Raw genomic sequence first — 16,297 nt, 5'->3', positions numbered from 1 at the left:
TATCTAACTTATTTAAGTTAGATAAAAACTTACTTAGCTTGCAATGGTGCCACCATCATTACGCGTAATCACGACAGTTGCTGAACGTGGACGCGCTGTCTTGTTCGAACGGTCTGTTTGGCTTGCAGGCCAGTGACTGGTTGGAGCATCAAAGTTTTTAGAATCTTCACCTGGGTGTTGTACGTTGATGAAAATTGCTTTGTAGTCAGGTGTCATGGTCACACCAGTGATTTCACACTCTACCGGGCCGGTCAGGAAGCGGCGTAAGTTTTCATCAGTCACTTTGGCACCCGCAATCGTTGTTTGACCATTCGACGTTGTTGCTGCACCACCATCACCAACTTGGCCGGGTAATGCTGCCAGCATCATACAGTTGGTTACATCGGTATAAGCGCCGTCATCAGTCTGAATCCAGAGTACACCGCGAGGGTCAAACCACATACCATCTGGTGAAGACAGATCATTATTATCATTCAAGCCAGACAGGTTGATATTAGCATCCATCGATGCTTCAGCACCGAACAGGTAGATATCCCATTCAAAGCTTTCGGATGCGGTGTTTTCTTCCTTAAAGCGAATAATATGACCGTTCACATTACCTTTGCCGCCTTCAGGATCTGAGTAATTACGCGGGTTGGCAGCATCAACAGGTTGTGCCGGGTTATTGCCACGGTTACTGTTATTGGTCAGGGTGACGTAGACTTCACCATTCTCAGGGTTAACGGCCACCCATTCAGGACGATCCATTTTAGTTGCACCAACGGCATCGCCTGCTAAACGTGGAAAAGTTAATACGTCTGCATCAGAGCTAAACGGATATATTGTATTTTGTGCCGTTAAACCATTTTTACCATGAGCAAGTTCAATCCATTGACCAGTTCCATCTGCATTGAACTTGGCCACATAGAACTTACCGTTATTCATATATTTGTCACCAGCACGGTAGCCGGTATTGATATCTTTTGGATCCCATTTCGCATCAGAGACAAATTTATAGATATATTCACCACGTGAGTCATCGCCCATATAGAACGCAAACTGTTGACCTTCAATGGCACGGCTAGCGCGACAGTCTTCATGCGCAAAACGGCCTAAAGCTGTACGTTTTACTGGGTTTGAGCGACTATCAAATGGATCAATTTCTACAATCCAACCAAAGGTATTCGGTGCATTACGATAGTCTTGAGTTGCAGCTGCTTTAGTAACGTCAGCTGACCAGCGGTCGTACATATCTTGTGATTCAACACCAGCCTGTGCTGTTTCCCACGCATAACGAGAAGATTTATCTAAATAAATAATACGGCCTTGCTCATCCCGTTCAGGAATTTTTTCACCAGAGGCATCTTTAAGATAAATGATGCCGCCTTTCTCATCACGTTTAACTGTACCGTCGGCATTTTTTTCAGTTTGATAAGAAATCTCTAGACCTAAGCCATAACGTTTAAGTGCTATTTTTTCAGCCTCAGTGCGTTCAGCATACTGGTCTGTTCCTGAACGTTGGAAATAACCAATAAAGTTCTCTTCGGCAGTTAAATAAGTGCCCCATGGTGTATAGCCATTACCACAGTTATTTTGTGTACCGCGAGTTTGACGACCGGTAGGAGAGAAAGCAGTGTGGATTAATGGCGAGGTTGTTACCGGCCCAGCAAAATCCATGACGGTTGAAGCTGTAATACGGCGGTTAAAGGGAGATGATTTTACAATTTCAACAGCCTGAGACTCTGTATTTTTCTTAACATGCACAATTGAAACACCATGTGCATTCACTTCACGGATGACTTCATCTTCTGGACGGCGACCATTTACTTTAGTTGCACCCTTAGGATGTAAAAAAGTTTGATTGATGTATTCATGATTCATAACCAGCAGGCCATGCTCAGATGCATTCTCTTCATAACGGCCAGTTTTAGTGCTTAAACCAAAATAGCTCATACCATCATGGCAATCACCTGAACGGAACTGAAAGCTCGGACCCGATGGAACCTGGCTATCATTCCAGTCTGGATAACGTGGATGAATCGAGTCGCCCATTGCATATAGAACAGTAGCTGTATAGCCTTCTGGAACAGTAACCCAGTCATCTAGGTTTTTCTTCACCGGGCTAAAGCTTAATTTTTCTGGACGTACATTGTTGTCCGCTGGAGGAGTTGGTTTGTTCTCATCATTCCCAATACTTCCATTATCATCTTCATCGCTACATGCAGTCAGGCTAGAAGCCAAAGCTAATGCTGCAGCGCCACTTGCTGTTTTTTTAATTAAGCTACGACGAGAAATACGTTGCTCTAAAATATCACGAAAGTGCACATTATTTGAGTTGTTGTTATCTAGCTCTTGATCTTCGTGATAGGGTGTTTGGTATGTCATTTTTAGTTCCTAGCAAAAAAAGGCTTGGTTATAAAGTTATGAACAAAATAGACTTGAAATATGACAAACTGGTTAAGCCTGTATTACATTAAAGTTAAATAAATCAATATTTTATAAAATTAAAAAAATAAAAAGACAGCCAAGGCTGCCTGAATAAATAGATGTTTTTCTTGTTTTGACTGGTTGTTTTTATTCTGTCTTTAATCGCCGTTTTTCGATCAGTTTTCCGGCCAGTAAACCCATTTCGAACAGCAGCCACATCGGCACGGCCAGCATGATCATCGACAGGGCATCCGGAGGTGTGACGAACATTGCCACAAAGAAGCAACCCACAATAATAAAGCGCCGTTTCTCTACCAGAGTCTGTGTCGAAACTGCACCAATCAAGATCAGAACCAAGGTAATAATAGGAATTTCAAAGGTAAAACCAAAGACCAGAAACAGCTTTAAACAGAAGCTGAGATAACTGTTGATGTCGGTCATCGGGGCCACAGTTTCTGGCGAAACACTGATAAAAAAATGCAGAATCGAGGGCAATGCCACAAAGTAGGCAAAGCTGATGCCAGTATAAAACAGCACGATACTGCCGATCAAAAGTGGTAAGGCCAGGCTCTTTTCTTTGGCATACAGCGCCGGCTTAATAAAGGTCCAGAGCTGATACAGGATAAATGGCATCGCGATCATCAGTGCGACAAAGAAGTTCAGCTTAAACGGTGCCATGAAGGTTGCAGTGACATCCGTGGCAATCATGGTCGAGCTGGCAGGTAGCTGTGCACGCAATGGTTCGGACAACCATTGATAAGTCTGATTGGCAAAGGGTAATAAGCAGAAAAACAGGCCAATCAGGACAGTAACCACTTTAAACAGATGCTTTCTTAAGATGATCAAATGCTGGGTAATCGGCATCTGTTCAAGGTTCAGCGCTGCAGCATCATTTGAGGCTGGTGTGGTCGGTAAGGATGTCATACGGCCACCTTCATTTCTGTATAGCGTGGTTCTGAAATCACGGTTTGAGTTGCTCTAGGCTTAGGTAAATACACGGGGGATACAGGCTGTATCACCGGCTGATAGCTGAGCAGGGGCTGAACAGCTTGCGATTTTATTTTTACTTCATCGGTTGCCATCGGCTGCTGCAAATCTGTTATTTGTGCCTGCATCTTGGCTTCCAGTTCCTGAATCCGTTGCATTTCAGCCTGCATCTGTTCACGTAGCTCGGACAGGCGCAATTCACGGTCAAGATCATTCTGAACATTGCTCACCATACGCTTGATCTTGCCGTACCATGTTCCGACAAAACGGACTGCTTCCGGAAGCTTATCTGGCCCAAGGACCAAAAGTGCAATAATTCCGAAAATCAGCAGCTCGGTCATTCCAATATTGAGCATAGCGAACTCTTAACTTTTAACCGAATGTTCAGGCGTTTTGAGTTGGGCCTCAATAGTGCGCGGCTCTGCAAGTTTGGCCTGTTCAGCTTCTTCATCTTTGACTGATTTTTTAAAGTCTTTAATCGCGCCGCCGACGTCTTTACCCAGATTTTTAAGTTTCGATGTACCGAACAATAAAATCACTACAATTGCAAAAATCAGCACATGCCAAATTGATAATCCTGCCATTATTTTATCCTCTATATTTCATGCACCTATCTCAGCAGGCTTGTATGACAGCGCGGTGACGCTTTGATGACAGTTTGCCGACATAGCAGCAGGGGGAATGAATCACTCATATAAAAAATTTCATAATTCAATGAAAAATATACTGTGCTAGCATACAGCCTGATCTGAAAATCTCAGCAGCATTGTCATGGCCTTGATTCTTCCCCTCCTGTCTTTTTTGACTGGTTATTGGGGGGTGCAATATTTAAAACCGATTCGACCTTTTTTGGCTGCTTTATTGGCCCGAGTACTGATTCCAGTACTGATTATCTATAACATGGTATTTTATCAAGAGGGCAGTTTGTGGCTGATTGCCTTCAGCTTTTTCTGTTCCTGCGTATTCTTTGCCTTGTTTTATTTCACCCTGAAAAATAAACTGCGTGCCTTATGCCTGAGCTATTTAAATGGGGCATGGCTGGGAATTCCTTTTGCACTGGCAGTTTTTGGTCCGCAAGCAACCAGTACCGTAGTCGCCCTGTACATCGGTGGTTCCTTGTTTGGCAATGTCTGTGCGGTGATGGCAGTCAGTGAAGCCAGACAAGATAGTGGCTATATTTTAAAAAATGTACTGCTCTCACCACCTGTGGTAGCACTGTCGGTGGCAGCGCTATTATCATTTTGGGATTTGAGTCACTGGCAGCAAGTGGCTTGGGTCGAGATACTGTATCAAGCCAATAAAGTGCTGGTGACTTTTAGTGGTATGTGTGTACTGGGGATGTGGCTAAGCAATGTGCGGATCAGCCGCTTCGATTTAATGCGCAGTCTGCAACTTATTTTTTGTCGTGGGCTATTTGCTGTTTTACTGTGTGGCGCAGCTTATTTTTATTTGCCGATTCCACAGCAGACGCTGACTTATACGGTAATGCTGATGTTCTTTTTATTGCCGCCTGCAGCCAATATTGTGGCACTGGAAACCCATTATCAGGGAACGGGCCATTCCGCCAAATATATTGCTTCGGGGACTTTGGCCAGCGCGATCTTGATTGCTTTATATGGGGCAGTGGTGCATGCGTTGATGCCTACGCTATAAAGTTTCCTTTCTTGGAGAGAAGGCTAGAAAGAGTTGTAAGGTCCCCCTTTCTAAAAGGGGGATTTAGGGGGATTCACTAATGTTTAAATCCCTCCCAACCTCCCTTTTACTAAAGGGAGGAGATCAAAAACTTACTTTGCCAAACTCGCTTTAAACAACTGCATCGCCTGACCACGATGACTGATTTTATTCTTTTCTTCCTTGCTCATTTCTGCACTGGAAATCCCTAGTTCCGGTAACCAGAACAACGGGTCATAGCCAAAACCATTTTCACCACGTGCAGCTTCCAGAATTTCCCCGTGCCAGATACCCTGAAAGACTTGCGGTAAGGGATCTTCGGCATGTTGAACCAGTGCCAGTACGCAAACAAACATGCCCTCAATCACTTCACCATCTTGGCGTAAGGGTTTGAGATCGGCCAGCAGTTTTTCATTATTGGCGGCATCGTTGCCATGCTCACCGGAATAACGAGCCGAGTAAATGCCGGGAGCGCCGCCAAGAACTGGCACACAAATGCCTGAATCATCTGCAATAGCAGGTTTTCCGGAAATTTTAGAAGCATGGCGAGCCTTAATAATCGCATTTTCTACAAAGCTTAGACCATCTTCGATCGCATCTTCGATATTCAACTTGCCCTGGGCCACGACTTCAACCGGCAGTTGTAGCTCGGCAAACAGTTTTTCAAACTCGGCAATTTTACCTTTGTTATTACTTGCCAATACCAGTGTGCCTTGGGATAACCAGTCAGTTGCAGCCATGTCAAAAACTCATTATTAGATAAAGAATGGGCGCTATTTTAGCAATGGATGAAGAATTTGCGGCAATAAAAAAGCACCCGAAGGTGCTATTTATACCATTCAGCTTATTGTGCCTGAATCCATCTGTCGGCACGATCACGCGCCTGACGGATCTGCTCTTGGGTTAAATTCGCCGCCAAGGCAGTTTTTCTGCCTTCCGACAGCGTAATCACCTTATTGTCGAGCATGCCATCACGGGTAGAAAGTTCATACCACTGGTAAGCGCCCATATAGTTTTTCTTTTTCTCTTCCATCATTGCCAGGTTAAAGCTGGCACGGTTATCGCCACGGCTAGCCGCTTTTTCAAAATACTGACGTGCCAGCGCTTCATCTTTTCTGGTGCCAATGCCATCGGCCAGCATACGGCCAACATTCAGCTGTGCAACTGCCAGACCTTGATCGGCTGCTGCTTTATACCAGGCAAAGGCCTGTCGTTCATCTTTTTGAATATCTTTACCATACTGGTATTTGGTGGCCAAATAAAACTGTGCACCGGCCTGACCAGCTTTCGCTGCTTTGGTCAGACTGTTGATATCCATGATGGAATACTGAGCCGCTTGACTGGCAACAGATGGACTAGGTGCAACATAATCTGCATGGGCTTGCATGCCAAAAAGTCCCGCCAGTAGCGTCGTACTTAATAATAATTTTTTCATAGCGCGCTCACTCGATAAATTGCGACTTCACCAAATAGATTAGGGAGATGCTTGCTCAGCAAACTATCTTCTTGATTCCCGTTCACAGCGAGTCGATTAATAATTTTGATGTTATTTTCCGCACAAAGTGCTTCAAAATCACGAAATGTACATAAGTGGATATTCGGGGTGTTATACCACATATACGGCAAGGCTTCAGAAACCGGCATTCTCCCTTTGATTGCCAAGAAAGACCGGGTCTTCCAGTGCGCAAAGTTCGGAAAGGTAATAATGGCCTGTTTCCCCACACGCACCATATCACGCAATAATACGTCAGGTGCATCTACAGCCTGCAAAGCTTGTGCCATGACCACATTGTCAAAAGACTGGTCGGCAAAACGGCTTAAACCGAGGTTTAAGTCCTGCTGGATGATATTTAACCCGCGACTGACCGCAATTGCAATCTTTTCCTGATCAATTTCTAATCCGTATGCACGAATATCGTGCTTTTTACTCATTTGTGCCAGCAGTTCACCGTCGCCACAACCGAGGTCAAGTACGCTAGAACCGGGCTTAATCCACTTTTCAGCCAGTTGTTGATCGATACGCATTATATGGCCTCCTTTGGTGTTGCTTTCAGGTGTTCTTCACCCCCCAGGAATGCACGCAAAGATTTTACATAGAGCGGAATAGGGAACAGGAAAGAGTCATGACCCTGTTCTGCATCAATATCCAGATAGCTGACAGGTTTATGGTTGCTAATTAAGGCATCCACGATTTCTTGCGAGCGGGCAGGGGTAAAACGCCAGTCAGTCGTGAATGACACCACCAAGAATTTGCACTGGGTATTGGCCATGGCTTTTTTGAGCGACTGTTCATATTCACGCGACGGATCAAAGTAATCCAGTGCCTTGGTCATGATCAGATAGGTATTGGCATCGAAGTTACGGCTGAACTGTTCGCCCTGATAACGCAAATAGCTTTCGACCTGAAATTCAACGTCAAAACCATACATAAATTTGCCTGATTTCAAATCGCGGCCAAACTTCTGTTTCATGGCTTCTTCGGACAGGTAAGTAATATGACCGACCATACGCGCCAGAATCAGACCACGTTTTGGATAGCTGTCATTTTCCAGATAACGACCATTATGGAAATCCGGGTCTGACAAAATCGACTGACGTGCCACTTCGTTAAAGGCAATATTCTGTGCAGAAAGCTTTGGAGCACTGGCAATAATCACGCATTTTCTTAAACGGTTTGGATAATCCACTGACCATTGCAATGCCTGCATACCACCCAGTGAACCGCCAATGATGGCATCCCAGGTATCAATTCCTAAACGGTCAGAGAGCAGGGCTTGGGTTTTGACCCAGTCACGTACCGTAACCAGTGGGAAATCCGGACCATACGGGCGGTTATCATTTTCAGGGTTTGGCGAGATCGGGCCTGTAGAGCCATTACAGCCACCAATATTATTCAGTGAAACCACAAAGAATTTTGACGTATCAATGGCTTTGCCGGGACCAATACATGAATCCCACCAGCCGGCTTTTTTATCATCTTCATGATGATAGCCAGCAGCATGATGATGACCGGAAAGGGCATGACAAATCAGAATGGCATTGGACTTATCGGTATTGAGTTCGCCATAAGTTTCAACCATCAGTTCAAAACGTGGGAGGATGCGACCGCATTCAAGCTCTAACGGCTCTTCAAATTGGAACTTTTGTGGGACAACAATGCCCACTGAGTCAGCTGGAAAAGACACGGGGAGGATTCGCCTTAAATCTTTAGTATGAATAATAAAAGGATACCATTTGCCGGTATCCTTCTAAAGTCATTTTAGTGCTATGAATTATTGCTAATTCTAATACAGCCGTTTAGACCGCAGCAGCAATCACCTGATCAGTGCTTAAAACACCCTGATCAATCAGACGGTTGGTCGAGGCAATAATTGCTTCGATGGAAGAGGTCACGATGTTGTCATGTACCCCGGCACCAAAGGCAGATTTACCGGTACCTTTCACCTGAAGTTCGATCAAGGCCAAGGCTTTGGCATGAGCACCTGAACTGATGCTGCGCTCTTCATAGTTCACCACGTCAATTGGCAACTGAAGTGCATCCAAAATCGCAGAAATTGGACCATTACCTTCACCGCGAACACGACGTGACTGTCCATCAATTTCAAGATCAAGCTCAATCACCTGATTGCCATTATCATCTGACAATTTGTAATTTTTCGCAGAATAGTGAACGTTTTTAGCATCCACATAAGTTTCTTTGAATAACTTCCAGATTTCAGTCGCACTGATTTCAGTGCCTTGCTCATCGGTACGTTTTTGTACGATCTGAGAGAATTCAATCTGTAAACGACGCGGCAAGATCACGTTGTAGTTCGATTCTAACAAGTAGGCAATACCGCCTTTACCTGATTGTGAATTGACACGAATTACTGCGTCATAGTCACGGCCCAAATCTTTCGGGTCGATTGGCAAGTACGGCATATCCCAGATTTCTTCGTTTTTCTGGAACTCAAAACCTTTTTTGATGGCATCCTGATGCGAACCCGAGAATGCAGTAAACACCAAATCACCAGCATATGGATGACGCGGGTGCACAGGTAAACCGGTACATTCTTCCACAGTCGCAATGATTTCATTGATGTTGGAGAAATCCAAGTTTGGTGCTACACCTTGGGTATACATGTTCAACGCAATCGCAGCTACGTCAACGTTACCGGTACGTTCGCCATTACCAAATACACAACCTTCGACCCGGTCAGCACCAGCCATAATTGCTAATTCAGAAGCGGCAATGCCACAGCCACGGTCGTTATGGCAGTGAACTGAAATGATCACACCGTCACGACGCTGAATGTTACGGTGCATCCATTCGATTTGATCGGCATAGATGTGTGGACCTGAAACTTCTACCGTTGCAGGCAAGTTTAAGATCACTTTATTGGTCGGCGATGCTTCCCAAATTTCAGTGACTGCATCACAGACATCTTTTGCAACTTCTAATTCGGTTGCAGTAAAACATTCCGGGCTGTACTGGAAGATAAATTCAGTTTCCGGCTGTTTTGCGGCGTATTCTTTTACTTTCTGTGCAGCATTAATGGCAAGCTGTTTTGCACCTTCAACATCAACATTCAAGACTTTATTGCGGAATGTCGGCGAGTTGGAATTATAGATATGCACAATGGCACGTTTCGCACCTTGTAAAGATTCAAAGGTACGTTGAATCAAGTGATCACGTGCCTGAACCAATACCTCGATATAAACGTCATCTGGAATATGACCTTCTTCAATCAATTTACGGGTGAAATCGAAGTCAATTTGCGATGCAGACGGGAAGCCGATTTCAATATGCTTGAAACCGATTTTGACCAACATCTGGAACATCTTGAATTTTTGCTCCATGTTCATTGGCTCAAAGATCGCTTGGTTACCGTCACGCAGGTCGGTACTCATCCAGATTGGCGCTTTGTTGATTTCATTGTTCGGCCATTGACGGTCTGGTAAGTCCACACGTTGATACATGCGACGGTATTTTTTACTTGGATCAGCCAACATCATGAGAGAGCTCCTTATGCTAACTTGGGTACCGTAATCTTGGTTAAAGCGGTGCGTGGGTCAGCGGCATAGATTTTGTCTATTCATTGGGTTTTAGTGACAGTCTGGTTCAAACCTGAAATATGGTCTAAATATTGGTGGTTTAGCTTCACCAAATGCACTAAATGCCTTACTTATAATTTAAAGTTTAATCCACTTATCCCGAAAAGTTTTTGCTATTTTTATGGATTTTAGTCGTATGGTAATAAAGATTTTCTTATAAACTTTAAGGAGTGAAAAATATTTTCACTTATTTTAAATATCGTATTTTATATTTTCTCGATTTGGACATAATTCGTTATTTATTACGTTCAATAGTGCCATAAAGCAATATATTTTGATAAACAATAGATCCAGTTGTTCTTAAAGATCATTGAAGACAGAGCCTCTTTTAAAGTTCAGCCCATTTACGCATTAAATTATGATACAGGTTGGTCAGTTTCATAACTTCTGCATGCTGATCACCCAGCTGCATTCTCAAGTTTTGAATACTCTGATCCAGATTAAACAGCATATGCCGCTCTGCATCATCACGGATCATGCTTTGTACCCAAAAAAATGAAGCAATTCGACAACCGGCAGTGATTGGCGTGACTTCATGCAAGCTGGTCGATGGATACAAAATCATATCGCCGGCAGGCAATTTTACTTCGTGATAACCATAAGTGTCTTCGACCACCAGTTCACCACCGACGTATTCTTCAGGTTCACTCAAGAAAACCGTACAGGATAAATCCGTTCTAAGGCGTTCATTGCTGCCGCGAATCCGGCGAATCGAATTGTCGACATGAAAGCCGAAAGCTTCATTATTTTCATAGCGGTTAAAAAGCGGGGGAATGATATCCAGCGGAATCGCTGCCGATAAAAACAGAGCATGCTGTCCCAGAGACTCAAGAATGATTGTGCTTAAATGCTGGGTCAGGGAATGATCTTCAGGCAGTTGCTGATTCTGTTTCACCGTTGCAGAGAGTGTACCCGCGGTAACTTTGCCGTTGACCCACTCAATCTTATTCATCTCCTCACGGAAATATTGCACCTGTTCTTTGCTCAGTACATTTGGAATATGATGCAGCACGAGAAACCCCTGAATAATCGTATTTTAAAAATAACATAGCCCCCATCAGGAGGCTATGCGGTTGCATTGAATTAATATTTAAAGTTGACTGCCAGCACTGCACTACGGCCTTCTGCTTCGGTCGCATAATGAGATGAATAGGCTTTTGTGAAATAGCGTTCATCAGACAGGTTGTTAAGATTTAATTGCAAATCAACGTTTTCATTCACGTTATAACGTGCCATAGCATCATAGCGAACATAGCCTGGAACATATTTGGTATTAGTAGCATTACCATAGACTTTGTCCATCGCGACAGCGCCAGCGCCTAGGGTTAAAGCAGGAGTTACTGCATAAGTAGTCCAAAGGGTTGCACTGTTTTTCGCAACGTTTTGAACTTGGTTCCCGTTACTAGGATTTGGCGCATATACAGCAGGCTGACCAGTAGCGGCAGTATTTACAAATCCACCATCAATCATTTCACTGTCTAAATAAGTATAACCCGCAGATACAGCCCATTTATCCGTGATGTTGCCATTTACACCAAGCTCAATACCATCGACACGAGTTTCACCAATATTACTTGTGGTGCCATCATCTCCGGTCGCACGAGTATTGGTTTTTTCCGTGCGGAAAATAGCTGCAGTCAGGTTGAGCTTATCATTCAAGACATCCCATTTAGTTCCTAACTCCATGGTCCGGACTTCTTCAGGTTTAAGATTATTTATTGCAGCAGTAATCCCTTCAGAACCATCGCCACCATCAACACCGACTGGATTAGACGAAGTCGCATAACTTGCATAGATACTGCCATTTTCAACAGGTTTAAAGGTCAGGCCAGCTTGATAGTTGATAAAGTCTTTATCATTTTCAAGTTTAACAATTGTTCCTGCTGGAGTCGTAGTATTAAAACGACCTGCAAGCATGGTTTGCTCAGTTGAGTAGTCATCCCAACGTACGCCTAAATCTAAAAGCCACTGAGGGGTGAATTCAATACTATCCAGGAAATAAACAGACTTTGATTTGCTTTGAATATTGTACTGGTCGGCACCATTGGTACTTAATGTGCCTGTCCATGGCCCACGGTTTGGATTTTGTACCGAAGTACACCAGCCCGAAGTAATATCACCAGCATTACAGGCATTGTGTACATTACCTGTAGCGTTAACACCATCGATAATGTATTGGGTACGGTCAGTTTCTTGGTCTGAATATTCGGCACCTAGATTAAAACTATGTTTAAGCATACCGGTATTAAATTTACCGGTTAAAGCAAGTTGGTCGGTAAAAGCATCAGTATCTGCTACACGTGAGTTGGCACGTGCCCAAACATTTCCTGTTAATTCACTTGTAAAACCTGCTTTGTTGTAAAAGTTACCCTGAGAGTCATCTGGATTGGTCCAAAGGTAATCATTCTTAGAGTTGCCATACACAGCAGTATTGCTAATGGTTAGATTGTCAGTTAAGTCATGTTCTAATTTGATGGTTCCGATCTGATTTTCTTGTTTTTGGAAATCACGATCTTTCCAGCCGTAATATTGACCTTGTTTAACGTCAATTGGCTTGCCATTTCCATTTAATGGACGATAGTCAGTTGCTGTTGCAGTTCTTGGAGCAGCAAATGGGTTGTTATACGGGATACCTGAGTCAGGCGTATCGTCCGATTTTAAGTAGTAATAACTGAGAGTCGCGCGAGTAGGGGTGTCCAGACCAAAGCTAATACTCGGTGCAATCCCGGCACGTTTATATTCTGCACCGTCTTTCTGGCCTGCTTTTTCATTTTGATGCCCCATGACTGCAACACGTGCAGCAATACCATTACCAAAATCTTTGTTGCCATCTAAAGTAATACGTTGATAATTATCTGTGCCGCCAGCGACCGAACCTTCTAGAAAATTGCCCGCTTTAGCGACTTTAGAAATCATGTTAATGCTACCGCCAGTGGTGCCTGCACCGCCCATGGCAGAAGCAGAACCTTTGGTCACTTCAACTTGTTCTACCGCAAACATTTCACGGTTTTGTGAAGTGGAATTACGAACACCGTCCACATACATGGAACTTTCAGAGTTATAACCGCGAATAAATGGACGGTCACCGTTTGGGTTACCACCTTCACCTGCGCCCAAGGTAATCCCCGGAACTGTACGTAGTGCATCAGCTAAAGTCGTCACTTGTGTATCTGCAATCAGCTGTTTTGAAATCACTGAAACTGACTTGGGGGTGTTGAGTAAAGGCGCAACAAATTTGCTATTCGCAGATTGATCTACTTTTAAGCTAGGTGCTTGTTCAGCTTTGACCTCTTGATGAATAGTCTCTAACTGGATCACCTGTTCTTCTGCCATCGCAGATCCAGCTACCATTGATAAAGATGAAACAATTGCAGAGGAAACGATTTTTTTACGTGTTTTAATGAAGGTCATGTTAAACCTAATAAATGAATGCTAAAAATGTATGCGAATAATAATGATTCTTGTTTTTATTTTTATCTTTTTATCATGGGAATTCATGATCTTTAAGAAAATATTAAATGAGTTTATAAATGTAATATTATAACAATAAATAGTTAAGTTTATGTTTTTAATAAATATTGATAAATCAATCTGATTATTAAATTTTTATTGAGAATAATGATGTCTATAGAAGGACATAAATTAGGGATTTTTCATGGAGCACTAATTTAGCGAAAAGAAAAAACCCTGCCAGGGCAGGGTTTAATTTAATAGTTTAATTAGAATTTAAAAGTAGTGCTGAGTTGAACACGGCGGCCTTCTTGGGTGTTGCTATACTTATTACGATATTTGCTACCGCGCCCAGTTAATGTTGGTAAATAAACATAATCAGTAAAGTCTTTATCAAATACATTATAGAGACCTATACCAAGATCCCAATTATTTGTAATATTAAAGTTAGCACCTAGATGGAATAAACCATAACTTTTATAATCACCTAAAGCATCTTGAATAGTTTTGTCATTCCCACTCAAATTACTTTTACCTAAGTAACGACTCTTCTCAGAACGATATTCTCCACGTGCCCATAAATTCGTATTGTCCGCCACTTGCCAGTTTGCACTTGCATTTACAATGTGCTCAGGTGTGTCATTAAGTTGTAGTCCTTTATCTTCACCTTTGGTGATTTCAGACTGAGTCCATGTATAGTTTGCTGCTAATTTTACAGCATCGCTAACTTGCCACTGAGAACCCAACTCTAAGCCATAAAGTTCAACTTCTTCAGCATTAACATTACGGCTAACCTCCCAACTGTCACCCGGCTGAATTGCCCAAGGTGTACCACGATCACTCAAGTATGAGTTACATTCTGCATTAGAAAGTAAAGGTGCATCACTGGTTGATGCGCCACATCCAAATTCATCTGCTCCACTGACAATTTTGTCATCAATAGTACTGTAGAAGCCTGTTAAATTGGCTTTAAACCCGTTAAGTGCATCAAAGTAGAAACCAAGTTCCAGATTCTGACTAGTTTCAGGTTTTAAATTTGGGTTACCAAAACTTGGGGTAGCACCTTGGCCACTGACATTATAAATGCCATCAACAAGCTGTTCTAAGCGAGGAGCTTTATAGCCTTCAGCATATCCACCTTTAACTGTCCATTGATCATTAGCATTCCATACCAAATATGCACGAGGTGTAAAGAAGTCACCGAACGTACTATGATCGTCGTATCGAGCACCTAATGTAAGAGCTAGAGATGGAGTAAATTGCCATGTGTCTTCAACGAATAAACCTACTTGATCAAAAGAAACATCTTTATTGGTTCTTAGACCATCAGTAATGGTCGCATCCCACCATTGACCACCAAAGACTAAATTATGGTTCTCAAAATGTTGAGTTGAAAATTTAGTATCGAATACAAGATCTTCACTTTCCAGTAACCGTGGCAACGTTTGGGTTGTAAGGTTGTCATTTTCAAGAGGAAGTAGGCGTGCAGGCAAGAGACGTCCTACAGTCTCTGTCTTGTTTTGACTGATACTTGAATCTAACTGACCTAAACTATTTTGCCATTCATGAATCAAAGCTAGCTTTTCACGATTATATTCTTGAGCTTGCCCATAACCACCGGCTGCTCCAAGAGTTCCAAGCTGACCTTTACTATTGTCATACCATTGTTCAGTTTGCTCATATTCAAATGAAATCGCATGATCATCATTTGGAGTATAAGTTAAACGTGTTCCAATAGTTTCTAAATCTGACTTTGTAGGATTATTTCCTTGAGTTAACTCAGCTGCTTCTTCTTCGTTCGTAAGATGAGATTGATCACGTTCAGCTTTGCGTGCACGTAATTGAATGCCTAATTTATCTTGAATAAGTGGGCCGGAAATAAAAGCGTCCACTGAGCGTTGGTTACCAAATTCGGAATAGTTCGGAAGAATAGTACCTTCTAAGGTAACTGCACCAGTCCATTCAGGTGAAACTTTTTTGGTAATAATGTTTACTACACCACCCATAGCATCTGAGCCATATAGTGTAGAAGCAGGACCCTTAATCACTTCGATGCGTTCAATTGCAGAAATTGGTGGAATAAAACTATTATTTGACTCTCCAAAACCATTTGGAGTAATGCTACCCACAGTATTTTGGCGACGTCCGTCAACAAGAACTAAAGTGTATTCGGAATCCATACCACGCATACGAATATTTAAGCCGCCGGTTTTACCTGCTGAAGGAGATATATCAACTCCTTCTACATCAATCAAAGCATCCGCAATAGAAGTAATGCGTTTAGTTTTAAAATCTTCTTCTGTTAGAACTGTAATAGATGCTGGAGCATCTTTAATTTTCTGTTCATATCCCGCCGCTGAAACCACAATCGTAGACATTTGATGTGTTGTTGTAGGAGTCGCTGTCTCGTTCACAGTCTCTGCGAAAGCAGATGTTGCTGTAACCCCAAGAATTGCCAACGTAAGTGGACGAAGACTAAAACTATGCATGACCAAATTCCCGAACCGAAGAATAAATTAGTATTGTTGCTCAAATAAGAAACTGGATATTAATGATAGTGTTTATCATTTGCAATAAAAATATACATTTTCTCCATTTAAATTGGGTTGACTGGGCATCTGGAAAGATGGCAATTCAAATAAAAAAAGGGCTTAAAAACTGGAACTCGCGCGTATTTTTTGTATATCTC

At 42.7% G+C, this 16,297-nt stretch carries 13 protein-coding genes; 1 reads left to right on the top strand and 12 read right to left on the bottom strand.

Annotated features, from left to right (window positions below):
- Window positions 1-33: 33 nt before the first annotated feature.
- The 4 genes from F890_RS14365 to F890_RS14350 form a co-directional block, all read right to left on the bottom strand.
- A complete protein-coding gene (locus F890_RS14365) occupies window positions 34-2,364 on the bottom strand; it encodes a PhoX family protein (RefSeq protein WP_005267481.1) in 2,331 nt (776 codons plus the stop codon).
- Between the two features lie 189 nt (window positions 2,365-2,553).
- Window positions 2,554-3,330 carry a twin-arginine translocase subunit TatC gene (gene tatC / locus F890_RS14360; protein WP_005267480.1) on the bottom strand — a complete coding sequence of 259 codons (777 nt, stop codon included), beginning with the start codon at window positions 3,328-3,330 and terminating at the stop codon, window positions 2,554-2,556.
- Window positions 3,327-3,749 carry a Sec-independent protein translocase protein TatB gene (tatB, locus tag F890_RS14355; RefSeq protein WP_004278420.1) on the bottom strand — a complete coding sequence of 141 codons (423 nt, stop codon included), beginning with the start codon at window positions 3,747-3,749 and terminating at the stop codon, window positions 3,327-3,329. The genes tatC and tatB overlap by 4 nt, the downstream gene beginning before the upstream one ends.
- Before the next feature lie 9 nt (window positions 3,750-3,758).
- Window positions 3,759-3,977, bottom strand: coding sequence for a Sec-independent protein translocase subunit TatA (locus F890_RS14350; protein ID WP_005267479.1), 219 nt, complete (start codon window positions 3,975-3,977; stop codon window positions 3,759-3,761).
- A 187-nt stretch (window positions 3,978-4,164) separates the two neighbouring features.
- On the opposite strand from F890_RS14350, the gene F890_RS14345 reads away from it, so the two are divergent.
- The gene (locus F890_RS14345) at window positions 4,165-5,046 is read left to right on the top strand and encodes an AEC family transporter (protein ID WP_005267478.1); all 882 of its coding nucleotides are present in this window, start codon (window positions 4,165-4,167) and stop codon (window positions 5,044-5,046) included.
- Window positions 5,047-5,177: 131 nt separating this feature from the next.
- On the opposite strand, the gene rdgB is transcribed toward F890_RS14345, so the two are convergent.
- The 8 genes from rdgB to F890_RS14305 form a co-directional block, all read right to left on the bottom strand.
- Window positions 5,178-5,804 (bottom strand): RdgB/HAM1 family non-canonical purine NTP pyrophosphatase, encoded by a 627-nt coding sequence (gene rdgB / locus F890_RS14340; protein WP_005267477.1) that lies wholly within the window; start codon window positions 5,802-5,804, stop codon window positions 5,178-5,180.
- Between the two features lie 104 nt (window positions 5,805-5,908).
- Complete coding sequence (locus F890_RS14335; protein WP_004647420.1) at window positions 5,909-6,499, bottom strand: tetratricopeptide repeat protein; 591 nt, start codon at window positions 6,497-6,499, stop codon at window positions 5,909-5,911.
- Window positions 6,496-7,089, bottom strand: coding sequence for a methionine biosynthesis protein MetW (metW, locus tag F890_RS14330; protein WP_004278415.1), 594 nt, complete (start codon window positions 7,087-7,089; stop codon window positions 6,496-6,498). Before metW ends, F890_RS14335 begins: the two co-directional genes overlap by 4 nt.
- Window positions 7,089-8,249 carry a homoserine O-succinyltransferase MetX gene (gene metX / locus F890_RS14325; protein ID WP_005267476.1) on the bottom strand — a complete coding sequence of 387 codons (1,161 nt, stop codon included), beginning with the start codon at window positions 8,247-8,249 and terminating at the stop codon, window positions 7,089-7,091. Before metX ends, metW begins: the two co-directional genes overlap by 1 nt.
- 112 nt (window positions 8,250-8,361) lie before the next feature.
- Window positions 8,362-10,059 carry a 2-isopropylmalate synthase gene (gene leuA, locus F890_RS14320; RefSeq protein WP_005103158.1) on the bottom strand — a complete coding sequence of 566 codons (1,698 nt, stop codon included), beginning with the start codon at window positions 10,057-10,059 and terminating at the stop codon, window positions 8,362-8,364.
- A 427-nt stretch (window positions 10,060-10,486) separates the two neighbouring features.
- A complete protein-coding gene (locus tag F890_RS14315; protein ID WP_005267475.1) occupies window positions 10,487-11,170 on the bottom strand; it encodes a Fe2+-dependent dioxygenase in 684 nt (227 codons plus the stop codon).
- 71 nt (window positions 11,171-11,241) lie between these two features.
- The gene (locus F890_RS14310) at window positions 11,242-13,569 is read right to left on the bottom strand and encodes a TonB-dependent receptor (protein ID WP_005267474.1); all 2,328 of its coding nucleotides are present in this window, start codon (window positions 13,567-13,569) and stop codon (window positions 11,242-11,244) included.
- A 308-nt stretch (window positions 13,570-13,877) separates the two neighbouring features.
- On the bottom strand, window positions 13,878-16,097 hold the full coding sequence (locus F890_RS14305; protein WP_005267473.1) for a TonB-dependent receptor domain-containing protein: 2,220 nt from the start codon (window positions 16,095-16,097) through the stop codon (window positions 13,878-13,880).
- Window positions 16,098-16,297: the final 200 nt, after the last annotated feature.

The organism is Acinetobacter sp. CIP 64.7, assembly GCF_000369745.1.
In the GTDB taxonomy this organism is placed as follows: domain Bacteria; phylum Pseudomonadota; class Gammaproteobacteria; order Pseudomonadales; family Moraxellaceae; genus Acinetobacter; species Acinetobacter fasciculus.
The sequence above is the reverse complement of the archived record's forward strand: the minus strand, read 5'-3'. Positions and strand labels throughout refer to the sequence as shown.

What these genes read in the sequence shown, in the direction of transcription:
- F890_RS14365 (WP_005267481.1), bottom strand. Translation starts at nt 2,364, where the DNA reads ATGACATACCAAACACCCTATCACGAAGATCAAGAGCTAGATAACAAC.
- tatC (WP_005267480.1), bottom strand. Translation starts at nt 3,330, where the DNA reads ATGACATCCTTACCGACCACACCAGCCTCAAATGATGCTGCAGCGCTG.
- tatB (WP_004278420.1), bottom strand. Translation starts at nt 3,749, where the DNA reads ATGCTCAATATTGGAATGACCGAGCTGCTGATTTTCGGAATTATTGCA.
- F890_RS14350 (WP_005267479.1), bottom strand. Translation starts at nt 3,977, where the DNA reads ATGGCAGGATTATCAATTTGGCATGTGCTGATTTTTGCAATTGTAGTG.
- F890_RS14345 (WP_005267478.1), top strand. Translation starts at nt 4,165, where the DNA reads ATGGCCTTGATTCTTCCCCTCCTGTCTTTTTTGACTGGTTATTGGGGG.
- rdgB (WP_005267477.1), bottom strand. Translation starts at nt 5,804, where the DNA reads ATGGCTGCAACTGACTGGTTATCCCAAGGCACACTGGTATTGGCAAGT.
- F890_RS14335 (WP_004647420.1), bottom strand. Translation starts at nt 6,499, where the DNA reads ATGAAAAAATTATTATTAAGTACGACGCTACTGGCGGGACTTTTTGGC.
- metW (WP_004278415.1), bottom strand. Translation starts at nt 7,089, where the DNA reads ATGCGTATCGATCAACAACTGGCTGAAAAGTGGATTAAGCCCGGTTCT.
- leuA (WP_005103158.1), bottom strand. Translation starts at nt 10,059, where the DNA reads ATGATGTTGGCTGATCCAAGTAAAAAATACCGTCGCATGTATCAACGT.
- F890_RS14310 (WP_005267474.1), bottom strand. Translation starts at nt 13,569, where the DNA reads ATGACCTTCATTAAAACACGTAAAAAAATCGTTTCCTCTGCAATTGTT.
- F890_RS14305 (WP_005267473.1), bottom strand. Translation starts at nt 16,097, where the DNA reads ATGCATAGTTTTAGTCTTCGTCCACTTACGTTGGCAATTCTTGGGGTT.